Source organism: Leptolyngbya sp. AS-A5, assembly GCF_039962495.1.
Lineage (GTDB): Bacteria > Cyanobacteriota > Cyanobacteriia > Leptolyngbyales > Leptolyngbyaceae > Leptolyngbya.
In genome coordinates this window covers 208,017-228,319 of sequence record NZ_JAMPLL010000001.1, presented here as the reverse complement: position 1 = coordinate 228,319, position 20,303 = coordinate 208,017, and the positions used below count along the sequence as shown (strand labels likewise).

Genomic DNA, 20,303 nt, shown 5'->3' with positions numbered 1-20,303 from the left:
CATAGCCTAGCGTAACACAGGCGGGACTGATAGGATGCTATAGACTATCAGAACAAGATCTCGACTATGGGCGGAAAAACAGACTTAGAGCGAGTGGTTGCCTATGTGCCTCCGGAGTGGAAGAAGGATCTAGAAGCATGGGCACAAGCGGACGAACGATCGGTTTCCTGGCTCGTTTCAAAGTTAATTGAACGAGCATTGCAGGAACGACGAGAGCAACAAAGTTCTACAGAGATCGTAAACTTGCGTTGAATCAGCAATTGAGTAATTTTATGAAGGGACGAACAGCGTTGACGATCGCGATTCTCAGCGCTTTTCTGATGGGGCTTGCTGTTGCACCCATTAGCTTTTGGTGGCTGGCGTGGTTTGCCTTAGCTCCAGTCTGGGCGATGACTGTAAGAACACGATCGATCAAGCCTGCGATCGTTTGGGGCATTATCTATCACGGTTTTGCACTGCACTGGATTACAGGATTGCATCCATTAATGTGGTTGGGATTGTCCTGGGCTGCAAGCGTGTCGATCGTCGCGTTCGTCTGGGCGTTCATTACCTTGTGGGGCGCATTCTGCACAGGGATTTGGGCGTGGGGATTAGCGCGAATTCCCAATCGTTCGATTGTGCGAGTCATTGCAGGAACCGCGCTATGGTGCGGATTAGAATTCGTGCGGCAGTGGAGTGCATTGGATTGGACATCACTAAGTTATACGCAGAGTCCGCATAACTTAGTGATTCTGCATTTGGGGCGAATTTCTGGAGCATTGACCGTAACAGCCTCGATCGTTGCCGTAAATGGATTAATTGCAGAAGCATGGTTAGCTAAGAGTAAAAAAATTATTGCAAGTGCGATCACGCTATTAATCATTCTGCATCTGATCGGATTCGGATTATATCAAACGACGATCGTACAATCTCCCGAAGCAAAGTTAACCGCAGGAATTATTCAAGGCAATGTTCTAACTCGACAGAAACTATTTGCCGAAGGATTGAGAAAAGCATTAGATGGATATTCATCGGGATATCGAGCGCTGGCAGATCAGCCGGTTGACTTTGTTGTAACTCCAGAGGGCGCTTTACCATTTCTATGGCAGGGTGAAAACATCCGAAATCCTGTCACGCAAGCGATCGCAGAAAAACGAGTTTTAGCGTTGCTTGGAACTTTTGTGCCAGAAGGAACGCGATACACGCAAAGCTTAATTGCAACTGCAACTGATGGAAATCCGATCGCTCGATACAACAAAATCAAATTAGTTCCATTAGGTGAGTATTTGCCATTTGAAAAATTACTGGGTGGATTAATTGGGCGCTTATCTCCGATCGACGCTTTCATGATCCCGGGCGATTTTAACCAACAGTTTGAAACACCCATTGGACGGATTGCGATCGGCATTTGTTTTGATTCTGCATTCTCAGAAGTCTTTCGTCATCAAGTTGCAAACAAGGCGGAGTTTCTCATCACTGCATCAAACTTAGATCCCTACAGCACTGTATTAATGGCACAACATGAAGCTCATGACATTATTCGGGCGATCGAAACCGACCGCTGGGCAGTGCGCGTGACAAATACCGGATATTCGGGCATTGTTGATCCGCATGGTCGCGTCAAATGGCGATCGCAAAACAATCAATACCAAACACACGCAGACACAATCTATCGCCAGCAAACACAGACTTTCTATGTGAAATGGGGTAATTGGCTAACCCCGACATTATTAGGAATAACCGCCGTTTTGCTGTTCTTCATAAGCCGCAATCAACGGTAGATCCTGAGGATGATTACTCGGTCTAAGTTCCGTTAAATCTTGAATGTTTTTCAACATCGTTTCGCAAATCGCGTCGAGCGGTAAATCATTCGGGTCGCGCCCAAAGGGATTTTCGATCTCAATTCCAATTGCCTCAATTCCAAACAGCGTAAAACTAATTAGCACCACAACCGGAGGAGTCCACCAACCCAGATTTCCCACCATTTGAAATGGCAAAGAGAGACAGTACAGCAGAATTAATTGTTTTAAGTGAATCGCGTAAGCGATCGGCATCGGTGTCTTTAAAATTCGCTCACATGCACCCAAGCTATCCACTAACCCATCTAATAAACGCTGCATTTCGGTGAGCTGATGAATCTTGACGCGATCGCGCTGATACTGAAGCTGCAAGTAATCTGCAATCCAGAATGCAACCCTCAATGGTGAATTTTGAATCCCCTTTAATCGCGCTACGCGATCAAGCGAAATTACAACTTCAATCTCAGATCCCAACGGCTCTTGTCTCAAGTGAGATTTGACTGCCACAGAGAACGCCACCAGCAAATACAGCGCTTCAATTTTTCCGGCTCTGTCGCCTTCTGTGACTTCCGCCACCGCAACCCAAATCTGCCGCGCCAGATTGCGCGTATCGTTCACCAGTTTTCCCCAAGCCTTCCGCCCTTCCCAAAATCGGTCATAAGCCGTGTTCGTGCGAAACACCAGCAGCAATCCCAGCACAATATTCGGGATCAAACTCGCTAATGCCGGCAGCGAAACAGGTTGTCCCTTTACGAACGCGATCGTAATCAGCAACGCAAACCCACCGCAAAAGAGAGATCGGGGCAGCACTTGCAGCAACACCGATCCTTTAATTTGCAGTGCGGTTCTCAACCAGTGTTTTTTCTCAAAACTCATCGAACTTGATCGGCTTGCAACCGTTTCATCATATTGCACTCACTGACAATGATTAAGAATCTTGTCGTAATCTATCTATGGAGACGCTTACAAACTTCCATCGAACTCGATACACCTGTGCAACATAATAGAAACTGAAAGACTCGTGAGGTAGGTTATGCCCGTCAAAAAAGGCGACATGGTTCGTGTCATCCGCGAAAAGCTCGAAAACAGCCTCGAAGCCAAAGCCAGTGATCCGCGTTTCCCCAACTACATTTTTGAAACAAAAGGCGAAATTGTTGACCTCAAGGGCGACTATGCTTACGTCAAGTTTGGCACCGTTCCCACACCGAATATTTGGTTGAGACAAGATCAGCTTGAACCCTTCAAATAAATTCTCTAGAAAACAACACACGGCTAGTGGTTGCGATCGCTCTGATGGTGACGATCGCAACCACCAGCGGCTCATCCCACAAAAATTGATCGCGCACCCGCATTGAGCAGCTAGAGTATCAGCAATTCTAAAACTCCCCCCTAGAAAGAGAAGATTTTTCGAGAAAGCAGGCAAACTAAGGTGGAGCTTGACATTTGGGTTGCTTTAGGGAACTGACCATGAATCGACGCTGGCTGGGTGGTTTGGTGGGAGTGGTCTGTGTTGCAACAGTTGGCTACACGGTTTCGATCGTGGCTGCGACACCTGAAGAAGTGATCCGCCGTCCTTTCACCTGTCCAGGGCAATCAGAAGCCGAAGCAAAAAATTTTCAGGTACTTACGGTACGAAAATGGTCGCAAGGATTAGTCGCCCTGTACCGTGGCCATTGCAACAGCGATCGCTCAACCTTCCAAACTAAGTCTCAATCGATGTTGAGCTACCGAGTCGTAAAGCGCAGCGGCATGGAATGGAACTTGATTGATACCGGGAGCTATGTCAGTCAGCAGAGCAAATCTGCTTCTTCCAAGTCTAAAAAACTGATTGAGTACAGCGTCGGGCGCACGACCACCAAGGGTAAAGAGCGACAAGCAGTTTTCTATGGAGAAGTGCTATCGCCAACCGTTGCAGCCGTAGAAGTCACCTTCAACAATGGAAAAGTTTTACGCGACAACAGCCTGGATGGAATGCTGTTACTCGTTGCCCCTGGAGCAACAGCGATTTGCGATGTCAGAGCCTTGGGCGTAGACAATCAAATCTTGCAGCGCGACGAACTCATCCCGATTAATACAACTGCCGTGAGCAAAACCTGTCAGCCCATTTCAGGGCAACTGTAGCGATTAGACTTTTCCAACTAACCCCGCACGATCGATAAGCAGAATCGCAGAAGCAGGGTTGATTGCAATTTACGATCGTCTTAATCAAAAATGGGCTGCTCTTGATTTTGAGCAACCCATCAAAGGCATCGTTATGAAGATGCGGAACCCGGGACTTGAACCCGGAAGTCCTTGCGAACACTAGAACCTGAATCTAGCGCGTCTACCAATTCCGCCAGTCCCGCAGGGCGAAGCATTTAAGCATCGCGATCTCTGATTGTTACGCACCTGCCTCAAAATGTCAATCTTTTGGGTAATCTGATTTTGCCCAGCGCGATCGCGCTTCTCCTCACCCGCTTCGACGGACGGTTTAGCATAATGCTGGACAATTTTCGACTTTCCGGTAGAATCTAAACCAACTTTAAAGTAATTGTAACGATTGCAGTCCAGGAGGATAAAGCCATTACTCTCGCTCCCAACTTGTCTAACTCCCATTCTTCACCCGAAGAACGCCACTCTGTCCTGCACATCCGGGGTCGCCAGTCCCTGAGTGGACACGTCACCATTAGCGGTGCCAAAAACTCTGCACTCGTCCTGATGGCAGGCTCAATCTTATGCTCAGGCACTTGTCGATTACGCAATGTTCCTTCTCTGTTGGACATCACCCGCATCGGTGAAATCTTGTCCGCATTGGGCGTGAAAGTTTCTCACAGTCAAGGAATTTTAGATCTCGATGCGTCCGAAATTACGCAGTCGAAAGCACCCTATGATTTGGTGAGCCAGCTTAGAGCCAGCTTTTTCGTTGCAGGCCCGCTACTAGCGCGGCTCGGAGTGGCACAGGTTCCCTTACCCGGCGGTTGCTCGATCGGCGATCGACCCGTTGATCTGCACGTCAAAGGATTGCAAGCCCTGGGCGCAGAAGTGATCATCGAACACGGAGTCGTCCATGCTCGTCTTCGTGGCAATCGCAAACGATTAACTGGGGCGCGGATTTATCTCGACTTTCCCAGCGTTGGTGCAACCGAGAACATCATGATGGCGGCAACTCTAGCCGAAGGGGAAACCATCATCGAGAATGCAGCTCAAGAGCCTGAAGTCGTAGATCTAGCAAATTTCTGCCGGGCAATGGGCGCACAAATTCGCGGTGCGGGCACAAATCGCATTGTAATCAATGGGGTGCCGCAACTGCACGAAACCGAGTATTCTGTCGTTCCCGATCGTATCGAAGCTGGAACCTTTTTGCTGGCAGGTGCAATTACACGATCGGAGATTAGCTTATCTCCGATCGTGCCCGATCATCTGAGTGCTACGATCGCGAAACTGAGTGAAATTGGGGTGAAAGTTGCGATCGATGCACCCGATCGAATTCGGGTACTTCCGACTGAAAAATTCCGAGGAACCGACATCGAAACCCTCCCCTTTCCAGGATTTCCAACGGATCTGCAAGCTCCGTTCATGTCGCTTCTAACCTTAGCGGAAGGCGACAGCATGGTTACGGAGAAGCTGTTTGAGAATCGGCTCCAGCACGTCGCAGAGCTAAATCGTATGGGAGCCGACATCCGCTTGAAAGGCAATATTGCGATCGTGCGGGGTGTTCCCCAATTGTCGGGTGCGCCCGTCCAAGGAACCGACTTACGCGCATCTGCTGCCTTAGTGATTGCAGGCTTAGCAGCAAACGGAATGACCACGGTGCGCGGACTAAATCACCTCGATCGTGGGTATGACAACATCGAGGCAAAGCTGCGCGGTTTGGGTGCGAAAATTCAACGTGCTCAAGAAGCTGAAATTCCGGCGGCTCCGGTCGAATCAAAGCGCAGTTAATTCAGCCAACTTAGGAAGATGTTTTTTAGGGAGATGTCTTTCTGTCTCCCTAAAGCTTCGATTAAACATTGCAGAACCTTAATCGTTTCGGTGCTGAGATAGGGTGAACAGATTAAGATAAAGTCTACTGCGTGTGCAGCATTCCCCCGTTGTTTCATGGCGCGTTATGACTGGTCTCAATCCTTCTACTCATCGTCGGCTGCTAGAACTCCCCCAAATTTCCTCGGTCTGGGAAGGCGATCGACGAATCCTCACTTCTGGTGCGCCGATCGATCCGGCTTGGTCTGAGTCTTCTTCAACCGAAGGAGAATGTATCCTCTGGGTGGATGGCTCTCAGGGCGTAGTGCGGGCGATGGATGTCGTACCCGTTGAGACGGGGCATGAAGCGATCGTGAGAACGCTCCTGCGGGCGATGGAGCATCCCCACAATCCCGCGAAACCGGCTCGACCGCAGAAGATTGTGGTGCGCGATCGAGAAACGCTCTTCTACCTTAGAGGCGTACTTCAAGATTTAGAGATTGTGCTGGATTATGTCCCGGAACTGCCGCTGATCGATGAGATCTTTCGGGGATTTCAAGAGACGACGAATACTCGTCCGCCTGCAATACCACCGCAGTTTGCAGAAGAGTTACTGGCAAAAGCAAGTTCACTCTGGGAGGATGCCCCTTGGTCACTATTGCCAGATCACAAGATTCTAGAGATCGAGCTAAATCGCTGGGATTTGGGCTGTGTCTACGCCTCGGTCATGGGAATGCTGGGGATGGAGTACGGCATTTTGTTGTACCGATCGCTCGATTCACTCAGGCAGTTTCGGCAGCGAGTGCTTTCTAACGAATCAATGGAACGCATGGAAGAGGCGTTCTTGGCGCAGGATTGCTTGTTTCTGACTTACGAAACCGATAACGACGATGAGGAGTTCGACGGCGATTTAGAGGGAATGCCCGACGCTCTGCTCAATCCTGTTTTTGGAAATTTGCATCCGCTGGAAGGGATTCGATCGTTTCTTTACGAAGAAGAAGCGACGGCGTTGATCGTTGTTTTAGAGGCGTTCCATCGGTTTCTCAAATCGCATCGCCGCAAGTTAATGAATGATGAATTCCCTGCAATTAGTAGCCGATTTAAGATTCCTTCTCCTGAAGGGGATACGATTTCGGTCAAAGTTTCAACGCTACCGGAAGTCGCAGAAGAACTGTATGCAATGGTCGAGGACGATGAGGCTGACCTGAGCCAGATGCCAATGATTCGCGATGATCTGGTGCCCGAAAATTCTTTCTTGAGTTTGGGAGTCGTGCCCTGGGAAGTCGTGGAAGGGCTACGATCGGGTGCAACTCATGTTCAACTCGATTCTCCAACGCAAGCAGGCGACGGATTGCCGATTATTTTGATTCAGACCTCACGCCCCAAAGCGAAGCAGATGATTGAAGAAATCGAAGCAGCGGGGGGATTGGGTGGAATTTGCTTTAATCCGGGGGCTGATCCGTTTATGGGCGATCGCTACGATATCGGCTTGCTGCAAACGCAGAATGGGGATTTGCATCTATTCGGGGAGTTTGAAGAAGATGATCCAACTCATGCCCAAGCGCGAAAAAAGTGGGATCAGCGCTGCAAGAAAACCAAAGGAATTTGTGGGTTGTTGATTGCAAAAGGATTGACGGGGGCGAGCCGGGGCAATCCGAGCTTGAAAGATATGATGGCGCTGTATGAGGTGAGATCGCTGACTTCCGACGATTTAGGTTTGGGCTTGCTAGAACGGAAATTTGCAGTCGATTGGATGTAGCTTATGGTTGCTGAAATCAAATCGGACATTATTTACCCGGACAGCGATGGTAAGCCGATGGCGGATAATACCAAGCAGTTTGAATGGATTGTGTTGATCAAGAAGAATCTGGATTTGTTGTTTCAACATCATCCGAACATTTTTGTTGCTGGCGATTTGCTATGGTATCCCGTCGAAGGCAAGCCTGGTATTTGTACTGCTCCGGATGCAATGGTCGTGTTTGGCAGACCGAAAGGCGATCCCCTCGGAGTGAGTGGTGCGGTGCGGGGTTCTTATCTTCAACATCGAGAGGAAAATATTCCGCCTCATGTTGTGTTTGAGATTTTGTCTCCGAGCAATACGCGGCGGGAAATGGAGCAGAAATTGTTGTTTTACGATCGTTACGGGGTTGAGGAGTATTATCTCTACGATCCGGATACAAACCAGTTGCGCGGTTGGCTCCGAACCGATGTCTTTCTCGAAGAAATTGAGGATTTTTCGAGCTATGTCAGCCCTCGTTTGGGCATTTGGTTTGATGTCACGCTGAATCCGATGCAAATTTATCGCCCAAATGGTGAGAAGTTTTTGAGCTATAGCGAACTAAACCAACAATTCCAGCAGGAACGAGCTAGAGCAGAGCACGAACGAGCCAGAGCGGAGCAGGAACGAGCCAGAGCAGAACGATTGGCAGCGCGGCTACGGGAATTAGGAATCGACCCAGATGAGGTTTGAATTGGGGCGATCGACACTTTTAGCTCCCTCTCCTGTGGGAGAGATTTTGGGTGAGAGCGGCTCGGTGGTCTGATGTTTAATTAGGCTTGTCTACCTACTTTAGATACTTTAGATTCGTCGCATTTTATTTTTCTCGATTCTCTCTTCTGTCTTAAATGAGACTGAGTTAGTAAGGCGATCGCCCTCTTCCCGATCGTCTCTCGATCGCTGATGAATATTGCCAAATCGTTAGATTCTGTCTCAATTCGATCAGGAAAACTAATTTTTTGAGTACAAATGCTTACTCAAAACCGGAAAAATCAAAAAATAATTCTCAAATCCATATAACTTAAAGGTTTCAGGCGTTCAGATTTTGGAAACAGCCTATAGAATGAGCAATTGAAATTTCGAGAGAATCGGAGTTTCAGGCGATCTGAACTCTCCAACCTCGGAGTTAGCCAATCCGTCTCATTTGAGACAAAACGCCCTTTCTTTAACTCATGGGAGATTTTTATGAACAAAGGTGAACTCGTTGATGCAGTGGCAGAAAAAGCTAGTGTCACAAAGAAGCAAGCCGATGCAGTCTTGTCAGCCGCGATCGAAACGATCGTCGAAGCAGTATCATCTGGCGATAAAGTAACGTTGGTTGGGTTTGGCTCGTTTGAATCACGCGAACGTCAAGCACGGGAAGGACGTAACCCCAAAACTGGGGATAAGATGGAAATTCCTGCAACTCGCGTTCCGGCATTCTCGGCGGGCAAATTGTTCAAAGAGAAAGTCGCGCCTCAGTCAGAAGATTAATTCGCTCATCGTTAACAACAGGCAGGAAACAATTTTGGTTCGTCCAGCGCACGGGGGAAATTTATCTTGGGCAGCAGGTCTGGTTGGCTGTTCCCCCGCTGCAATTCTTGATTTTTCTGCCAGTATCAATCCTCTGGGAACACCTCGATCGGCAATTGATGCGATTCAAGCGCATTTGCCGCTTCTACGGGACTATCCTGATCCGAATTATCAGCAGGTGCGATCGATGCTAGCTCAGATCCACCAGCTTTCTCCGGATTGGATTTTGCCCGGAAATGGGTCGGCAGAGTTGCTGACTTGGGCGTGTTGGGATTTAGCGGAGTTTGATCAGACTGTCCTATTTACGCCTGCATTTGGGGATTACTTTCGGGCGCTGGATGCCTTTAGCGCGAAGGTTCAGCGTGTGTCGATCGGTTCAAATCTGCAAGGCTCAAAATCGACTGGATTGCTGTTAAACAATCCGCACAATCCGACTGGGAAACTGTTCGATCGGGCTTGGATTCTCGAACAGCTCAATCAGTTTGGATTGGTCGTCGTGGATGAAGCGTTCATGGACTTCTTGCCGCCCGATCAAGAACAGAGTTTAATCTCGGAGGTGCAGAACTATCCGAATTTGGTGATTTTGCGATCGTTGACTAAGTTCTATGCGTTGCCAGGATTGCGATTTGGATACGCGATCGCGCATCCAAATCGCCTGAAACTTTGGCAGCAACGGCGCGATCCTTGGTCGGTGAATACTTTAGCTGCGGCTGCGGCTGAAGCCGTTTTACAGGATCACGAATTTCAAAAACAGACGTTCGCTTGGCTCAATTTAGCCCGTCCACAGCTTTTTGAGGGCTTGAAGGCGATTCCAGGACTGTCGCCGCTCCCCGGTGCTGCAAACTATTTCTTAGTCCAGTCTGAATGTTCCGTCCCACAGCTACAAAAACAATTGCTGGAACACGATAAGATTCTTATTCGAGATTGTCTCAGTTTCGCGGAACTGGGTGATCGCTATTTCCGAGTGGCAGTTCGCTTAACTTCGGAAAATCAACGTTTGATTGATGGGCTGACTTCATGCCTGCTGACTACGATTTCGTAATCATCGGATATTCTGAGACTGGAATTTATGCGGCAATCCAAGCGGCTCGAAAACGAGCAAGAGTCGCACTGATTACGCAAAATTGTCAGCCGAAAATTCCACGCGCTCGCGTTCTCGCTCATTTTGCCAAAACGATTCATCAAGTTTCTCGATCACGTCTATTTCTCGATTTCGATGTGCGATCGCTCCGGCTTGATCCGGTGAATCGCTATGTTGATGCGATCGCTCAATCTCATCAGGAGTTCTACGACCCTGCAAAACTGGAGGGATTAGGGATTGAGTTGATTTCGGGTTCAGGTGAGTTTTGCTGCAAGCCACAGACCGGATTTGCCGTCAATGGGCGCATTCTTAGATCGCGTTCTTACCTGATTGCCACAGACTACACATCGACGATTCCAGCCTTTCTAGAGCCGTCTGCTATTCCGTTTCTCACACCAGACTCGATCGTGACGGAAATTCCTAAATCGATCGTGATTATCGGCGATGATCCGATCGGTGTTGAGTTGGCGCAGTTGTATTCACGATTGGGCGCACAGGTAACGATGCTGATTCGGCAGGCGCATCTCCTCGCGATCGCTGATCTTGAAGCAGCATTTCTCGTCCAAGCCGCACTCGAAGCGGAGGGAATTCGAGTGATTAATACGTTGCACATTCGAGGAATTCAGCAGAACGGAAATCAGAAAATTATTGAGATTGAGAACACAACGATCGAGACGGATGAAGTTCTCATCGCTGTGGGTTGGCAGCCTATCCTAGCGAACCTAAATCTACCCGCAATGGGGATTCAGGAACCGATTCAACTCAACGATCGCTTACAAACTGTTCATCGGCGCGTGTATTGGGTCGCTCATCCGCTGCAATCGATCGCCCGTTATCAATCAGATGTCGTGATTAAGAATCTCTCGTCGCTGCCGATTTTCAAAGTTGATTACGATCGTGTAGTTCAATCTGTTGCAACTGATCCTGAGTTCGCATGGATCGGACTAACTGAAACTCAAGCAATTCGTCGGTATCGCCGCGATGTCATCGTATTGCGGCAGCCCTTTCACTCGTTGATGCAGGCTCAAATCACTGGAGCAACAACGGGGCTATGTAAATTGATTGTGCGGCGTGATGGTCGAATTGTCGGCGCTCATATTGTTGGCGACGGTGCGATCGAACTCATTCACTTAATCTCGCTTGCAATGTCTGAGAATCTCAGGCTTCAACGCTTCGATCGTTTTTCTTATGCGTCTCCAGCATTGGCGGAAGTCTTCAAAAATGCGGTTCATGAATGGCGCACTTTAAAGCGAAATAACTTCCTTCAGGATTTACAGGAGAGCTATTTTGCTTGGCAGCGCAGACGCATCAAATAGCTCATCCCACTGCAAATTCTGTCAACTTCCGAACTGAAGGCGGGTGAAACCCCAAAACAATGTCTTCCTTTGAAACGCCCTGTTCTACAAGCTCTTGAGCAATTCCGCCTTCAGTTCCATCGTATTGAATCCAGATTTTGCCCCCTTTTAGATCAAGATGAATTAAGCATCCATAATCCCGATCGCCGTTCCGTCTCCAACCTACATACACAAGCTGATAATGGTCGCGCTCAGTATCAAAAATTGTCTAAGCTTCAACTTGAGAATTAGAACGTTGCGATCGGGCTGCCCGATCGCCTAATAACTTTTGAATAATTTTTCGATATCGCTCTACAGATTCCACTGCACAATCACCTCCTGATCTGGATCATAGATCAAGAGATCGATTTGACTGCGCTCAATTACAGCTCAATTACAGCTTGAATAAACCGTAACGAGAAAAAGGCTCGATATGCTTTTACCGGAATTGCTAGATAAAGGTGACGATCAGGCTCCTCTTCTTCCAGCGCATAGCGGTAATCAAGAAACTGTCCATGTGCAGCGTGAAACTCTGAAATTGCAGAAGTTCCGATAAAGCTTTTGATTTCGATCGCAATCTTCGTTTGATCTCGTTCGGCTGCAATTAGCTGCTCGGCTCCCAAATCAATGTGCATTTCCACACCACCCACATGCAGTTCGTAAGGATCGTGAGTAATTGTCCATCCATCTTCTTGCAATGCACGTTTTACAGCTTCGTGAAATATATCTTTAGCCATTGCTGTGTGAAATTACAGCGATCGCACTTCACAAGCACGATCGCATCTTTTCTTAAACTCTTGCCAGCGTAACCCGTTCGACTTGATCTTGATATTTGCCGCGTCGATCGTTGTAACTCACGGCACAAGGCGCGCCCTCAAGGAACAATAACTGCACAATCCCTTCATTGGCATAAATCCGGCAATCTGCACTCGATGAATTCGAGAACTCCAGCGTCAAATGTCCTCTCCAACCTGCTTCCGCCGGAGTCAAGTTTGCAATCAGTCCAATCCGCGCATAAGTGGATTTTCCAATACAAATCACCGTCACGTTATCTGGCACTTCCAATCGTTCCAATGCAACGCCTAATCCATAGGAATGAGCAGGCAGAATAAAGAAGCTACCATTATCATCTTGATGTAACGGTGCAGGCTCTAAGTTCGCATCGCTAAAATTCTTCGGATCAACAACCGTGCCAGGAATATGTCTAAAAATCCGAAACTCAGACGGAGACAGGCGCAAATCATAGCCGTAGCTGCTTAACCCATACGAAATCACAGGCAGTCCATGAATTCGTCGTACAAGCTGAGGTTCAAACGGCGCAATCATGCCTTCCTGCGCCATTTGCGTAATCCAGGTATCGTTCTTGATCATGATGCTAATGTTTTAGGGTTGATGAGTGCGACGCAGTTCCGTAATTTGATCCGCTACATCTAAAAGCGCGTCGGGCATCTCAGGCCCCGTCAAAATCACATCGACATGACGCGGACGAGTTCGCAAGAAATCTAGCACTTCCGCCTCCGGAATAAACCCGAAGCGAAGCGCCAAACTCAACTCATCCAGCACCACAAGATCGTAGCGATTTTGCTCGACGACCCGCCGCGTATGTTGCCAGAGTTCTAACAACGATCGTGCTTCTTCCTCGCTAATCTGCGGTGAATCAATGCAGCGTGGCATATTGCATCGAATCCAATCGAGATTTTGGCTAAGCTGCATCGGTCGATCGTAGCCCTGCCCGATGCCCCCTTTGAGAAACTGCACCACTAGAACTGGGGTTCCCTGTCCTGCAATCCGCATCGCCTGCGCCATCACACCTGTAAAAAAATTGCGATGAAACGAAGTAAACACCTGCACCAATCCTTCCACGCTCAGATTGCGCGCCAGATTTCTTGAGTGTGGAGCATCAAACACAGGTGTTTCAACTTGCGAAACCATAGGACTGTCTCAACTGGGGCAATTTACTGTTTTAGATTTAGATGTAGCGTCTCTGTTCGAGCCGCTTCACTATAAAACACCAGATATAGCAAAGCGTCAAGATCATTTTGGTGAATCGATAGCACCGCCGCCTCTGACCAGCACATGACTTTTCCCTGATGCCAATACCATACAGAAAAATCAATTAGAAGTACAGACGTTCTGAAAAGAAAATTACAGCCCTTGATTGAGAGCGCTTCCCGTCCCTCGAAACATCAGCCACGACAAAAAGAAATTCACAATAAAAATTGCTAAGAGTGAAGTGACAACCGCCGTTGTCGTCGATTGTCCAACCCCTTTCGCACCGCCTGTGGTCGTTAGTCCCCAACTCGACCCAATGATCGCAATCATCGACCCAAACACCAATCCCTTGATCGGTGAGCTACAAATATCCCAAACGCTGAGGAAATTCTTGGCTGAATTGAGAAAGATCGTATTCGAGATGCCATACAGTGAATTCGCCACTACCATTCCGCCTGCCATGCCCGTCACCAGCGAGAGTAGCGTCAAAATCGGCAACATCACGCAGCAAGCAATCACGCGGGGGATAACGAGATAGTCGATCGGGTCAGTCCTGAGCATATAGAGCGCATCAATCTGCTCCGTCACTTTCATCGTCCCAATCTCAGCCGCAAATGCCGACCCAACCCGACCCGCTAGAACGACTGCTGTCAGCACTGGGGCGAGTTCCCGCGACAGCGAAATTGCTAACACCCCCCCGACTGCCGTTCCCGCGCCAAGATTGATGAACTCACGCGCTACCTGAATCGTGAATACGGCTCCCACAAATGCGGCTGTGATCAAGGCAATGAGCAGGGATTCGGGTCCAACGTTTGCCATCTGATCAACCGTATTGCGGCGATTAATCTTACCGGATAGTAGATGTACGATGACTTGCCCTCCCAGTAAGATGGCGGCAATCAAACGACGACTCCAAGATCCGAGTGCAGAAGATGTCTGGGGCGATTCAGTCAAAGGGCACTACCTGTTTCAAACTCGGCATTAAGCATATCAAATTCGTTTATAACTGAGTTTGGCTGGCTTATGTAAATATCTTCAGTTAATTGTAAGAGGACTCTGCATGGTCGGAAAACGCCTTCAACCTACAAGTCTCATCGATCCACCGGATGACGATCGCTCGATCGACTATCACTACCACGTTCCCGGCACGATTCCGGGCACGTTGACCATTCCCAAAAATGCGGAGCCTCCCGTTATTGTCTTGATCGATTACAGCGACGACGAAACCGTCCGGCTCCAAATCGAAGAGCCAGAACAATGTGCGCCTTATCTCGATACAGAGTCGGTTTCCTGGGTGGATGTGAAGGGATTAGGCAGCGAGGATATTCTACTGAGATTGGGGCGCGTTTTTAGTCTACATCCGCTGGTTTTAGAAGATGTGGTGAATGTGCCACAGCGCCCGAAGGTTGAGGAGTACGAGGATCAGATTTTGATCGTCACTCGAATGGTTGTTTTAAAGGAATCAGGTTCAGGGTTTCACTCAGAGCAAGTGAGCTTTATTTTAGGCAAACACTACTTGCTGACGGTGCAGGAAGAACCGGAGCATGATTGTTTTGGGATGGTGCGCGATCGTATTCAGGCAGCAAAAGGCACGATTTGTAAGCGCAAGGCTGACTATCTCGCCTATGCGCTCCTCGATGCTATTATCGATAGCTTTTTTCCAATTCTTGAAGTTTATGGCGAAGAAATCGAAGCACTCGAAGATGAGGTGGTTTCCAGCCCAACGCGACCGACTTTAGAAAAGATTCATGGCGTTAAGCGTGAATTGCTGACGTTGCGGCGATCGATTTGGCCCCTACGAGATGCCATTAATTCTCTGATTCGTGATGGCAGTTCTGAGTTGGTCAGCGATGACGTGAAGATTTATTTGCGCGATTGCTACGACCACACGGTTCAAGTCCTCGATATGGTGGAGACTTATCGAGAGTTAGCGTCTAGTTTGATGGATGTCTATCTTTCTTCGGTCAGTAACCGCATGAATGAAATTATGAAGGTGCTAACGGTGATTTCAACGATTTTTATTCCGCTCACCTTTATTGCGGGGATTTATGGAATGAATTTCAACACCGAAAAATCGCCGTTCAATATGCCAGAGCTGAATTGGTATTGGGGGTATGCGCTGTGCTGGGGAGTGATGATTGCGATTGCGCTTGGCTTGGTCTATTTTTTCAAGAGCAAAGGCTGGTTTGAGGACTTCTCCACAACCGTTAAAAAATAAGAAGGGCAGAGCGCTACCCTTCTTGTGATGATTAGTTCTTTTTCAACCGCCGCAGTTCTTCTTGCAGATCTGCCACTTGTTGACGCATATCATCTACTGCAGTTTGCGTCGGTGCTGGCTCTTCATCGTCTAAAATCTCAATCTTGCGCGGCTCCGTGGGACGCTGTTCGGGTACGGAGGTAGTCGGAGCCGATTGCTGTGCCCGCTTGACCATTTCATCGACAAATCGCCGCGCTTCGTCTGCGTTCATCTCACCGCGATCGACCATTTCATCTGCGACTTTCTGCACCTGTACTCGCAACTCGGAAAGCTTCTCGCCTGCCTTTTCCCCGGCATAAGAGGCAACTCCGATGCCCAGATACATTGCTTTTTGAACTAAATCTCCCAAACCCATAAAACTTGCGCTCCTGGTACTCATTTCCTCCAAGATACGCAGAATTCTAATCGGTTGCCTAGTGCGATACTTCCCGCCTGCGGTGTAGAAAACCGACCCTTTGAACTCTAAAACGCTTTAAAACAAAGGAGACCCGGAGACTACGCCTATCATAAGCATCCCGTATTGCTGCTGCCTTCCGGCCCTGACAAGATTTGGGCGTTACGATCGCGTAGATCCGAGTCGCTTTCTAGCATAGCACTCTCTACGATCGTCTGCTGACAATTTCTTGGTTTATTCGACGACAACTTTCCACTCGTAGAGCTTGTAATCGACGCACTGATTGCGAATCAGCGGATCTTCTTTGACGATTTTTTCGGCTTCGTCCATCGAGTTCGCCTTAAACATCAACATTCCACCCCCAAAACAGCTCCAGTATCCGCTTTTCGCTTCGTACCCCTTGGCGATCAAATCTTTGACAAATGCTTTGTGGGCTGGAACATACTGATCGAAGGTTGCTTTGTCTACAATTCCTTTTTCAATTTTGACGAACCACGGCATTGACCCATTTCCTCTTTATCAACGGAGACTTATGCTGTAGCGTAAATGGATTATTACAGCACCTGAGTAAAGTTTGACAGGATTTAAGGGGCGTGAGTCAGATTTTTAACATTGTATGAACACAGAGTCACTTTTCTTTATCGCGCTACTTCCCACATTAGAGATTCAACAGTATGCCAATGAAGTTAAATCGTATTTTGATCAGCATTATGCGAGTCGCCACGCATTCAAATCACCGTCGCACATTACGCTACAACCTCCGTTTCGATGGCAGCACGATCGCTTCCCAATCCTAAATGAATCGATCGCAACCTTTGCCCGATCTCACGCTGCCATCCCAATCACCCTCAATGGATTTGAAGCTTTTCCGCCGCGCGTCATTTACATCAACGTCGAGCGAACCGAGGCACTCCGGACACTTCATCGGAAATTCATTGAGCATCTAGAAACGTCGATCGCGCTGGTTGATCCGAAAGAAAAATCTCGCCCGTATGCCCCTCATATGACAGTTGCATTTCGGGATTTAACCAAGCAGAATTTTAAGCTGGCGTGGCAAGAATTTAAGGAGCGATCTCTCCATTTCGAGTTCACAGCATCCCATCTCACGCTGCTAAAACATGACGGGCGACGCTGGCAAATTCATGCCGAGTACCCTTTGAAAGAGGAGGAATAATCATGCAGCAATTAAACAAAACACAGTTTTATCAATGGAATCAGTTTCGGTGTGCGTATGATTTTCACGAAGGTCAGGGCGTTCCGTTGCTATTGATTCACCCGATTGGAGTTGGACTTTCACGGCAGTTTTGGAACCGATTCATTCAAGCTTGGCAACCGAACCCGATCTACAATCCGGATCTACTCGGATGCGGTGAATCTGATATGCCGCGAATTGCTTATGCGCCGATCGATTGGGCACGTCAACTGCAATTCTTTTTGCAAACGGTGATCAAAACGCCTGCGATCGTTGTTGCTCAAGGCGCATTATCTCCGGTTGCGATCGACCTTGCCGCGATTGAGTCGGATTTAGTGAAAGCGATCGTTCTAAGCGGTTCTCCTGCAATGTCGCTGTTGAGTCGAGACACTTCAGAGCGCTCGCATCGAATTGCCTGGAATGTGTTCGATTCTTCGTTTGGAAATGGGTTTTATCGCTATGCTCGTCGAACCGAATTTCTCAAGCGATTTTCGATTCGCCAACTGTTTGTCGATGAAGCTCAGGTTGATTCTGAATGGTTATCAATGTTGAAAAAAGGTGCGGAAGATTTAGAAAGTCGTCATGCGGTGTTCGCCTTCTTATCGAGCTTTTGGCGGCAAGATTACACAGAAAGAATTGCGAAAATTCATCAGCCTGTTTTAGCAGTATTTGGGGATCAAGCTTCGAGTATTAGTCGTGAAGGGAAAGGGGAAAAGGCAAGCGATCGACTAGATGATTATTTAGAAAAATTTCCCAATGCCAAGGGAGTAATCATTCCTGGTCGAAATGTTTTGCCTTACGAATCAACAAAGGAATTTGTGGAGAGTATTGAGGGGTTTGTGCGCTCGATTAGTTAATTATTTAGAGATTGATACAGTCCTGCAATTACACTGTCGGCGGGTTGCGATCGAAATTTACCCGCACGGAATTCAGCCAAACTTTGCTGAGCGTCTGTAGCAATCCCTGCTCGACGGCTTTCATGATAGCGATTTTGTAGAATCTTGACGAGGATTTCTTGTTGCTCGTAGGGTAGCTGCAAAGCACTTTCCAGCCCTTGGTCAAGGGTACTCATAGTCGAATCTACTCAGTCCTATGAGTAGATTGTAACGCTTTCCTTAAGAGACGCATTTTCTGAGCAACAATAAGGCAAAGGTCAAGATACAGGAGACAAAATCATGTCAACTGAACTGAAAGCCAGCCAAACAAGTCTTTATGAAACCGATTTTGTCAAATGGGCTGAGACAACCGCAGAACAATTGCGGACTTAAAACTATGCTTGTGTCGATTGGCAAAACCTAATCGAAGAAATCGAAGATATGTCCAGACGGGAGCGGAAAAGCCTGAAAAGTAATCTCATCGTGATCCTGCTTCATCTCCTGAAATGGCAATATCAACCAGAGTCTCGGAGCGGAAGTTGGCGAAGAAGTACTCGCGAACATCGTCGGCGTGTCAACGATGACTTGAAAGATTAGATATCCTGCATGAATCCTGAGCAGCGATTTGAACCCTGAAAAAGAGGGTAGAAGCTGCTCAGGATAGGGGTGACCGTATTCAACACTTGCCGCCAAAATCATTCAAACGCAAGTGCGGGGTGAAGCGCGAGACTTTCGAGAAAATGGTCGAAGTCCTAAGACCCAAGCTGATGCGCAAAGGGAAACGCGGCGGACAAGGCAAGTTTGGAGTCGAAGACCAACTGCTGATAGCAATGGAATACTGGCGCGAATATCGCACCGTCTTACTCAATTCCCTACGGAGGGAAACCCTCCTACAGGATTGAGCACCAGTTCCACATCGGACAAAGCTGGGGATTCATGAGACGACCGTGGGACGCATTGTTCGCAAAATTGAGAACATCCTGATCCAGTCGGGTGAATTCCGCCTGCCGGGTAAAAAAGCACTGCACTCGACCGAGACCGAATGGAACGTCCTGTTAATCGATGTGAGTGAAAGTCCCATTGAACGCCCGAAAAAAACCAAAGACGCTACTACAGTGGCAAGCAACGCTGGCACACGCTAAAAGTACAAGTGGTCGTGGACTATCTGAGCGGGCAAATTGTCTGCACTGCGTTTGGTAAGGGACGACAGCATGATTTCCGCCTGTTCAAAGCCTCAAGACTTCCCACACAAGTCGAACAATTATGGGTGGCAGACCGAGGATACCAAGGATTAACCAAGTTCCACGCTCACAGTTGCACCCCGCACAAAAAGTCCCGCCACTGCTCACTCTCGCAGCAGGAGCGTCAGTTTAATCGGCAGTTGGCACAAGTGCCGATTACGGTGGAGCACACCATCCGCAAGCTGAAGGTTTTTCGCATCTTATCCGAGCGCTATCGTAACCCCCGCAAACGGTTTGGGTTACGCTTCAACTTGATTGCAGGGTTGCTCAACTACGAACTTGCAGGGTCAAAGTGATTCGTGCAGGAGGTCTATAATGACGATTTCGGTATGCGGCATTGCTGAATAAGAAGATGAACTAGCGTGAGATCGGCACATCCCGGAATTTGAGATAATGCAGAAGTAACCGAATCGAGTATTTCAGCATCTTGATCGACGTTGAGTAGCACAATGTTTTACGATGCAGTCGAGCCAGATAGTGTTGCAAGCGGGTGTTTTCCAAGAGTCAGCAAACATAGCGCGAGTCCCATAGACAGTAGCATCTGAGATCGCGCCATAATTTTGTGAGAGGATTGCGTCTTCTCCCCGAGTCGTGAAGATGGTTCTACCACGTCCTTCATCTCCTCAAGGAGTTTGTAAGAATTGACAGCGATCACGAGGAGCGACAAGTCTGATGACAAAATCAAACACGGGTTGAGTAAGCTGAAAAGTTTTCTCAATAAGATTAAATGGTTAGCTGTCATCTTGTAAGTAGAGCTGCAAGAAATTTCGATTAGCTGAATTTAGACCCATTGATTAGCGCTCAGAAAGTGGATTGAAACGAGATGAGGCAGGGCTAGTTCCCAAAAAGGCTGTTAAGAGCTATTAGCTGATTTACCGATTAATCAAGAAGTGAACTTCCTGATCAGAACACAGTTGACAAGTGCGCTAAT

The 20,303-nt window shown here is 48.1% G+C and carries 21 protein-coding genes, 1 tRNA gene, 1 other RNA gene and 4 pseudogenes; 15 read left to right on the top strand and 12 right to left on the bottom strand.

The features are described from left to right. Positions 1-66 precede the first annotated feature (66 nt). The gene (locus tag NC980_RS01165) at positions 67-252 is read left to right on the top strand and encodes a CopG family transcriptional regulator (RefSeq protein WP_190378649.1); all 186 of its coding nucleotides are present in this window, start codon (positions 67-69) and stop codon (positions 250-252) included. 20 nt (positions 253-272) lie between these two features. Then, on the top strand, positions 273-1,760 hold the full coding sequence (lnt, locus tag NC980_RS01160; protein ID WP_190378648.1) for an apolipoprotein N-acyltransferase: 1,488 nt from the start codon (positions 273-275) through the stop codon (positions 1,758-1,760). On the opposite strand, the gene NC980_RS01155 is transcribed toward lnt, so the two are convergent. Beyond that, positions 1,710-2,654, bottom strand: coding sequence for a bestrophin family ion channel (locus tag NC980_RS01155; protein WP_190378647.1), 945 nt, complete (start codon positions 2,652-2,654; stop codon positions 1,710-1,712). The genes lnt and NC980_RS01155 overlap by 51 nt on opposite strands. Before the next feature lie 157 nt (positions 2,655-2,811). On the opposite strand from NC980_RS01155, the gene NC980_RS01150 reads away from it, so the two are divergent. Beyond that, entirely contained in the window at positions 2,812-3,027 is a 216-nt protein-coding gene (locus tag NC980_RS01150; protein WP_190378646.1) for an NAD(P)H-quinone oxidoreductase subunit O, read from the top strand. Positions 3,028-3,245: 218 nt separating this feature from the next. Then, positions 3,246-3,899 (top strand): hypothetical protein, encoded by a 654-nt coding sequence (locus NC980_RS01145; RefSeq protein ID WP_190378645.1) that lies wholly within the window; start codon positions 3,246-3,248, stop codon positions 3,897-3,899. A gap of 140 nt (positions 3,900-4,039) precedes the next feature. Here the strand turns inward: NC980_RS01145 and NC980_RS01140 are convergent. Next, positions 4,040-4,123: transfer RNA gene (locus NC980_RS01140), tRNA-Leu, on the bottom strand. A 235-nt stretch (positions 4,124-4,358) separates the two neighbouring features. On the opposite strand from NC980_RS01140, the gene murA reads away from it, so the two are divergent. From murA to NC980_RS01110, 6 genes are all read left to right on the top strand, one after another. Then, entirely contained in the window at positions 4,359-5,699 is a 1,341-nt protein-coding gene (gene murA / locus NC980_RS01135) for a UDP-N-acetylglucosamine 1-carboxyvinyltransferase (protein WP_199298669.1), read from the top strand. Between the two features lie 166 nt (positions 5,700-5,865). Continuing rightward, a complete protein-coding gene (locus tag NC980_RS01130; RefSeq protein ID WP_190378644.1) occupies positions 5,866-7,476 on the top strand; it encodes a hypothetical protein in 1,611 nt (536 codons plus the stop codon). 3 nt (positions 7,477-7,479) lie between these two features. After that, complete coding sequence (locus NC980_RS01125) at positions 7,480-8,187, top strand: Uma2 family endonuclease (RefSeq protein WP_190378643.1); 708 nt, start codon at positions 7,480-7,482, stop codon at positions 8,185-8,187. A 492-nt stretch (positions 8,188-8,679) separates the two neighbouring features. Then, the gene (locus NC980_RS01120) at positions 8,680-8,967 is read left to right on the top strand and encodes an HU family DNA-binding protein (RefSeq protein WP_190378642.1); all 288 of its coding nucleotides are present in this window, start codon (positions 8,680-8,682) and stop codon (positions 8,965-8,967) included. A 34-nt stretch (positions 8,968-9,001) separates the two neighbouring features. After that, positions 9,002-10,048, top strand: coding sequence for a threonine-phosphate decarboxylase CobD (gene cobD / locus NC980_RS01115; protein WP_190378641.1), 1,047 nt, complete (start codon positions 9,002-9,004; stop codon positions 10,046-10,048). Beyond that, positions 10,024-11,403 carry an NAD(P)/FAD-dependent oxidoreductase gene (locus NC980_RS01110; RefSeq protein ID WP_190378640.1) on the top strand — a complete coding sequence of 460 codons (1,380 nt, stop codon included), beginning with the start codon at positions 10,024-10,026 and terminating at the stop codon, positions 11,401-11,403. The genes cobD and NC980_RS01110 overlap by 25 nt, the downstream gene beginning before the upstream one ends. A gap of 1 nt (position 11,404) precedes the next feature. Here NC980_RS01110 and NC980_RS01105 read toward each other — a convergent pair whose 3' ends face one another. From NC980_RS01105 to NC980_RS01085, 5 genes and pseudogenes are all read right to left on the bottom strand, one after another. After that, positions 11,405-11,647 (bottom strand): XisI protein, encoded by a 243-nt coding sequence (locus tag NC980_RS01105; RefSeq protein WP_347273002.1) that lies wholly within the window; start codon positions 11,645-11,647, stop codon positions 11,405-11,407. Between the two features lie 86 nt (positions 11,648-11,733). Continuing rightward, positions 11,734-12,158 (bottom strand): annotated as a pseudogene (locus NC980_RS01100) (XisH family protein). A 52-nt stretch (positions 12,159-12,210) separates the two neighbouring features. Further along, a complete protein-coding gene (dcd, locus tag NC980_RS01095; protein ID WP_190378639.1) occupies positions 12,211-12,792 on the bottom strand; it encodes a dCTP deaminase in 582 nt (193 codons plus the stop codon). 12 nt (positions 12,793-12,804) lie between these two features. Then, positions 12,805-13,353 (bottom strand): P-loop NTPase family protein, encoded by a 549-nt coding sequence (locus NC980_RS01090; protein ID WP_190378638.1) that lies wholly within the window; start codon positions 13,351-13,353, stop codon positions 12,805-12,807. Between the two features lie 213 nt (positions 13,354-13,566). After that, entirely contained in the window at positions 13,567-14,367 is an 801-nt protein-coding gene (locus NC980_RS01085) for an MlaE family lipid ABC transporter permease subunit (RefSeq protein WP_190378637.1), read from the bottom strand. Between the two features lie 106 nt (positions 14,368-14,473). Between NC980_RS01085 and corA the strand changes: the two genes are divergently transcribed. Then, the gene (corA, locus tag NC980_RS01080; protein WP_190378636.1) at positions 14,474-15,631 is read left to right on the top strand and encodes a magnesium/cobalt transporter CorA; all 1,158 of its coding nucleotides are present in this window, start codon (positions 14,474-14,476) and stop codon (positions 15,629-15,631) included. Positions 15,632-15,662: 31 nt separating this feature from the next. Here corA and NC980_RS01075 read toward each other — a convergent pair whose 3' ends face one another. The 3 genes from NC980_RS01075 to NC980_RS01065 all read right to left on the bottom strand — a co-directional run bounded on the left by NC980_RS01075 (position 15,663) and on the right by NC980_RS01065 (position 16,565). Continuing rightward, positions 15,663-16,049: a phasin family protein gene (locus NC980_RS01075; RefSeq protein ID WP_242027124.1), complete on the bottom strand. Its 387-nt coding sequence runs from the start codon at positions 16,047-16,049 to the stop codon at positions 15,663-15,665. 103 nt (positions 16,050-16,152) lie between these two features. After that, positions 16,153-16,249: signal recognition particle sRNA small type (gene ffs / locus NC980_RS01070), an RNA gene on the bottom strand. A 49-nt stretch (positions 16,250-16,298) separates the two neighbouring features. Beyond that, positions 16,299-16,565 (bottom strand): YciI family protein, encoded by a 267-nt coding sequence (locus NC980_RS01065; RefSeq protein ID WP_190378635.1) that lies wholly within the window; start codon positions 16,563-16,565, stop codon positions 16,299-16,301. Positions 16,566-16,680: 115 nt separating this feature from the next. Here NC980_RS01065 and NC980_RS01060 point away from each other — a divergent pair, with 115 nt between their 5' ends. Further along, positions 16,681-17,238, top strand: a complete 558-nt coding sequence (locus NC980_RS01060) for a 2'-5' RNA ligase family protein (protein WP_190378634.1) — start codon at positions 16,681-16,683, stop codon at positions 17,236-17,238. 2 nt (positions 17,239-17,240) lie between these two features. After that, complete coding sequence (locus NC980_RS01055; protein ID WP_190378633.1) at positions 17,241-18,113, top strand: alpha/beta fold hydrolase; 873 nt, start codon at positions 17,241-17,243, stop codon at positions 18,111-18,113. Here NC980_RS01055 and NC980_RS01050 read toward each other — a convergent pair. Continuing rightward, positions 18,110-18,328 carry a hypothetical protein gene (locus tag NC980_RS01050; protein ID WP_190378632.1) on the bottom strand — a complete coding sequence of 73 codons (219 nt, stop codon included), beginning with the start codon at positions 18,326-18,328 and terminating at the stop codon, positions 18,110-18,112. The two genes, NC980_RS01055 and NC980_RS01050, sit on opposite strands and share 4 nt — an antisense overlap. A gap of 103 nt (positions 18,329-18,431) precedes the next feature. On the opposite strand from NC980_RS01050, the pseudogene NC980_RS01045 reads away from it, so the two are divergent. Then, positions 18,432-18,725: pseudogene (locus tag NC980_RS01045) on the top strand (DUF29 domain-containing protein); the annotation flags it as partial. Positions 18,726-18,805: 80 nt separating this feature from the next. Continuing rightward, a pseudogene (locus tag NC980_RS01040) lies at positions 18,806-19,668 on the top strand (IS5 family transposase). Between the two features lie 61 nt (positions 19,669-19,729). Here NC980_RS01040 and NC980_RS01035 read toward each other — a convergent pair. Beyond that, a pseudogene (locus NC980_RS01035) lies at positions 19,730-19,870 on the bottom strand (IS1 family transposase); the annotation flags it as partial. Between the last annotated feature and the right edge of the window lie 433 nt (positions 19,871-20,303).

Coding starts and splice junctions, on each gene's coding strand:
- NC980_RS01075 (WP_242027124.1), bottom strand. CDS start 16,049: ATGAGTACCAGGAGCGCAAGTTTTATGGGTTTGGGAGATTTAGTTCAA.
- NC980_RS01055 (WP_190378633.1), top strand. CDS start 17,241: ATGCAGCAATTAAACAAAACACAGTTTTATCAATGGAATCAGTTTCGG.
- NC980_RS01120 (WP_190378642.1), top strand. CDS start 8,680: ATGAACAAAGGTGAACTCGTTGATGCAGTGGCAGAAAAAGCTAGTGTC.
- NC980_RS01150 (WP_190378646.1), top strand. CDS start 2,812: ATGCCCGTCAAAAAAGGCGACATGGTTCGTGTCATCCGCGAAAAGCTC.
- NC980_RS01060 (WP_190378634.1), top strand. CDS start 16,681: ATGAACACAGAGTCACTTTTCTTTATCGCGCTACTTCCCACATTAGAG.
- NC980_RS01065 (WP_190378635.1), bottom strand. CDS start 16,565: ATGCCGTGGTTCGTCAAAATTGAAAAAGGAATTGTAGACAAAGCAACC.
- dcd (WP_190378639.1), bottom strand. CDS start 12,792: ATGATCAAGAACGATACCTGGATTACGCAAATGGCGCAGGAAGGCATG.
- NC980_RS01155 (WP_190378647.1), bottom strand. CDS start 2,654: ATGAGTTTTGAGAAAAAACACTGGTTGAGAACCGCACTGCAAATTAAA.
- NC980_RS01165 (WP_190378649.1), top strand. CDS start 67: ATGGGCGGAAAAACAGACTTAGAGCGAGTGGTTGCCTATGTGCCTCCG.
- NC980_RS01145 (WP_190378645.1), top strand. CDS start 3,246: ATGAATCGACGCTGGCTGGGTGGTTTGGTGGGAGTGGTCTGTGTTGCA.
- lnt (WP_190378648.1), top strand. CDS start 273: ATGAAGGGACGAACAGCGTTGACGATCGCGATTCTCAGCGCTTTTCTG.
- NC980_RS01125 (WP_190378643.1), top strand. CDS start 7,480: ATGGTTGCTGAAATCAAATCGGACATTATTTACCCGGACAGCGATGGT.
- NC980_RS01050 (WP_190378632.1), bottom strand. CDS start 18,328: ATGAGTACCCTTGACCAAGGGCTGGAAAGTGCTTTGCAGCTACCCTAC.
- NC980_RS01130 (WP_190378644.1), top strand. CDS start 5,866: ATGACTGGTCTCAATCCTTCTACTCATCGTCGGCTGCTAGAACTCCCC.
- NC980_RS01090 (WP_190378638.1), bottom strand. CDS start 13,353: ATGGTTTCGCAAGTTGAAACACCTGTGTTTGATGCTCCACACTCAAGA.
- corA (WP_190378636.1), top strand. CDS start 14,474: ATGGTCGGAAAACGCCTTCAACCTACAAGTCTCATCGATCCACCGGAT.
- NC980_RS01110 (WP_190378640.1), top strand. CDS start 10,024: ATGCCTGCTGACTACGATTTCGTAATCATCGGATATTCTGAGACTGGA.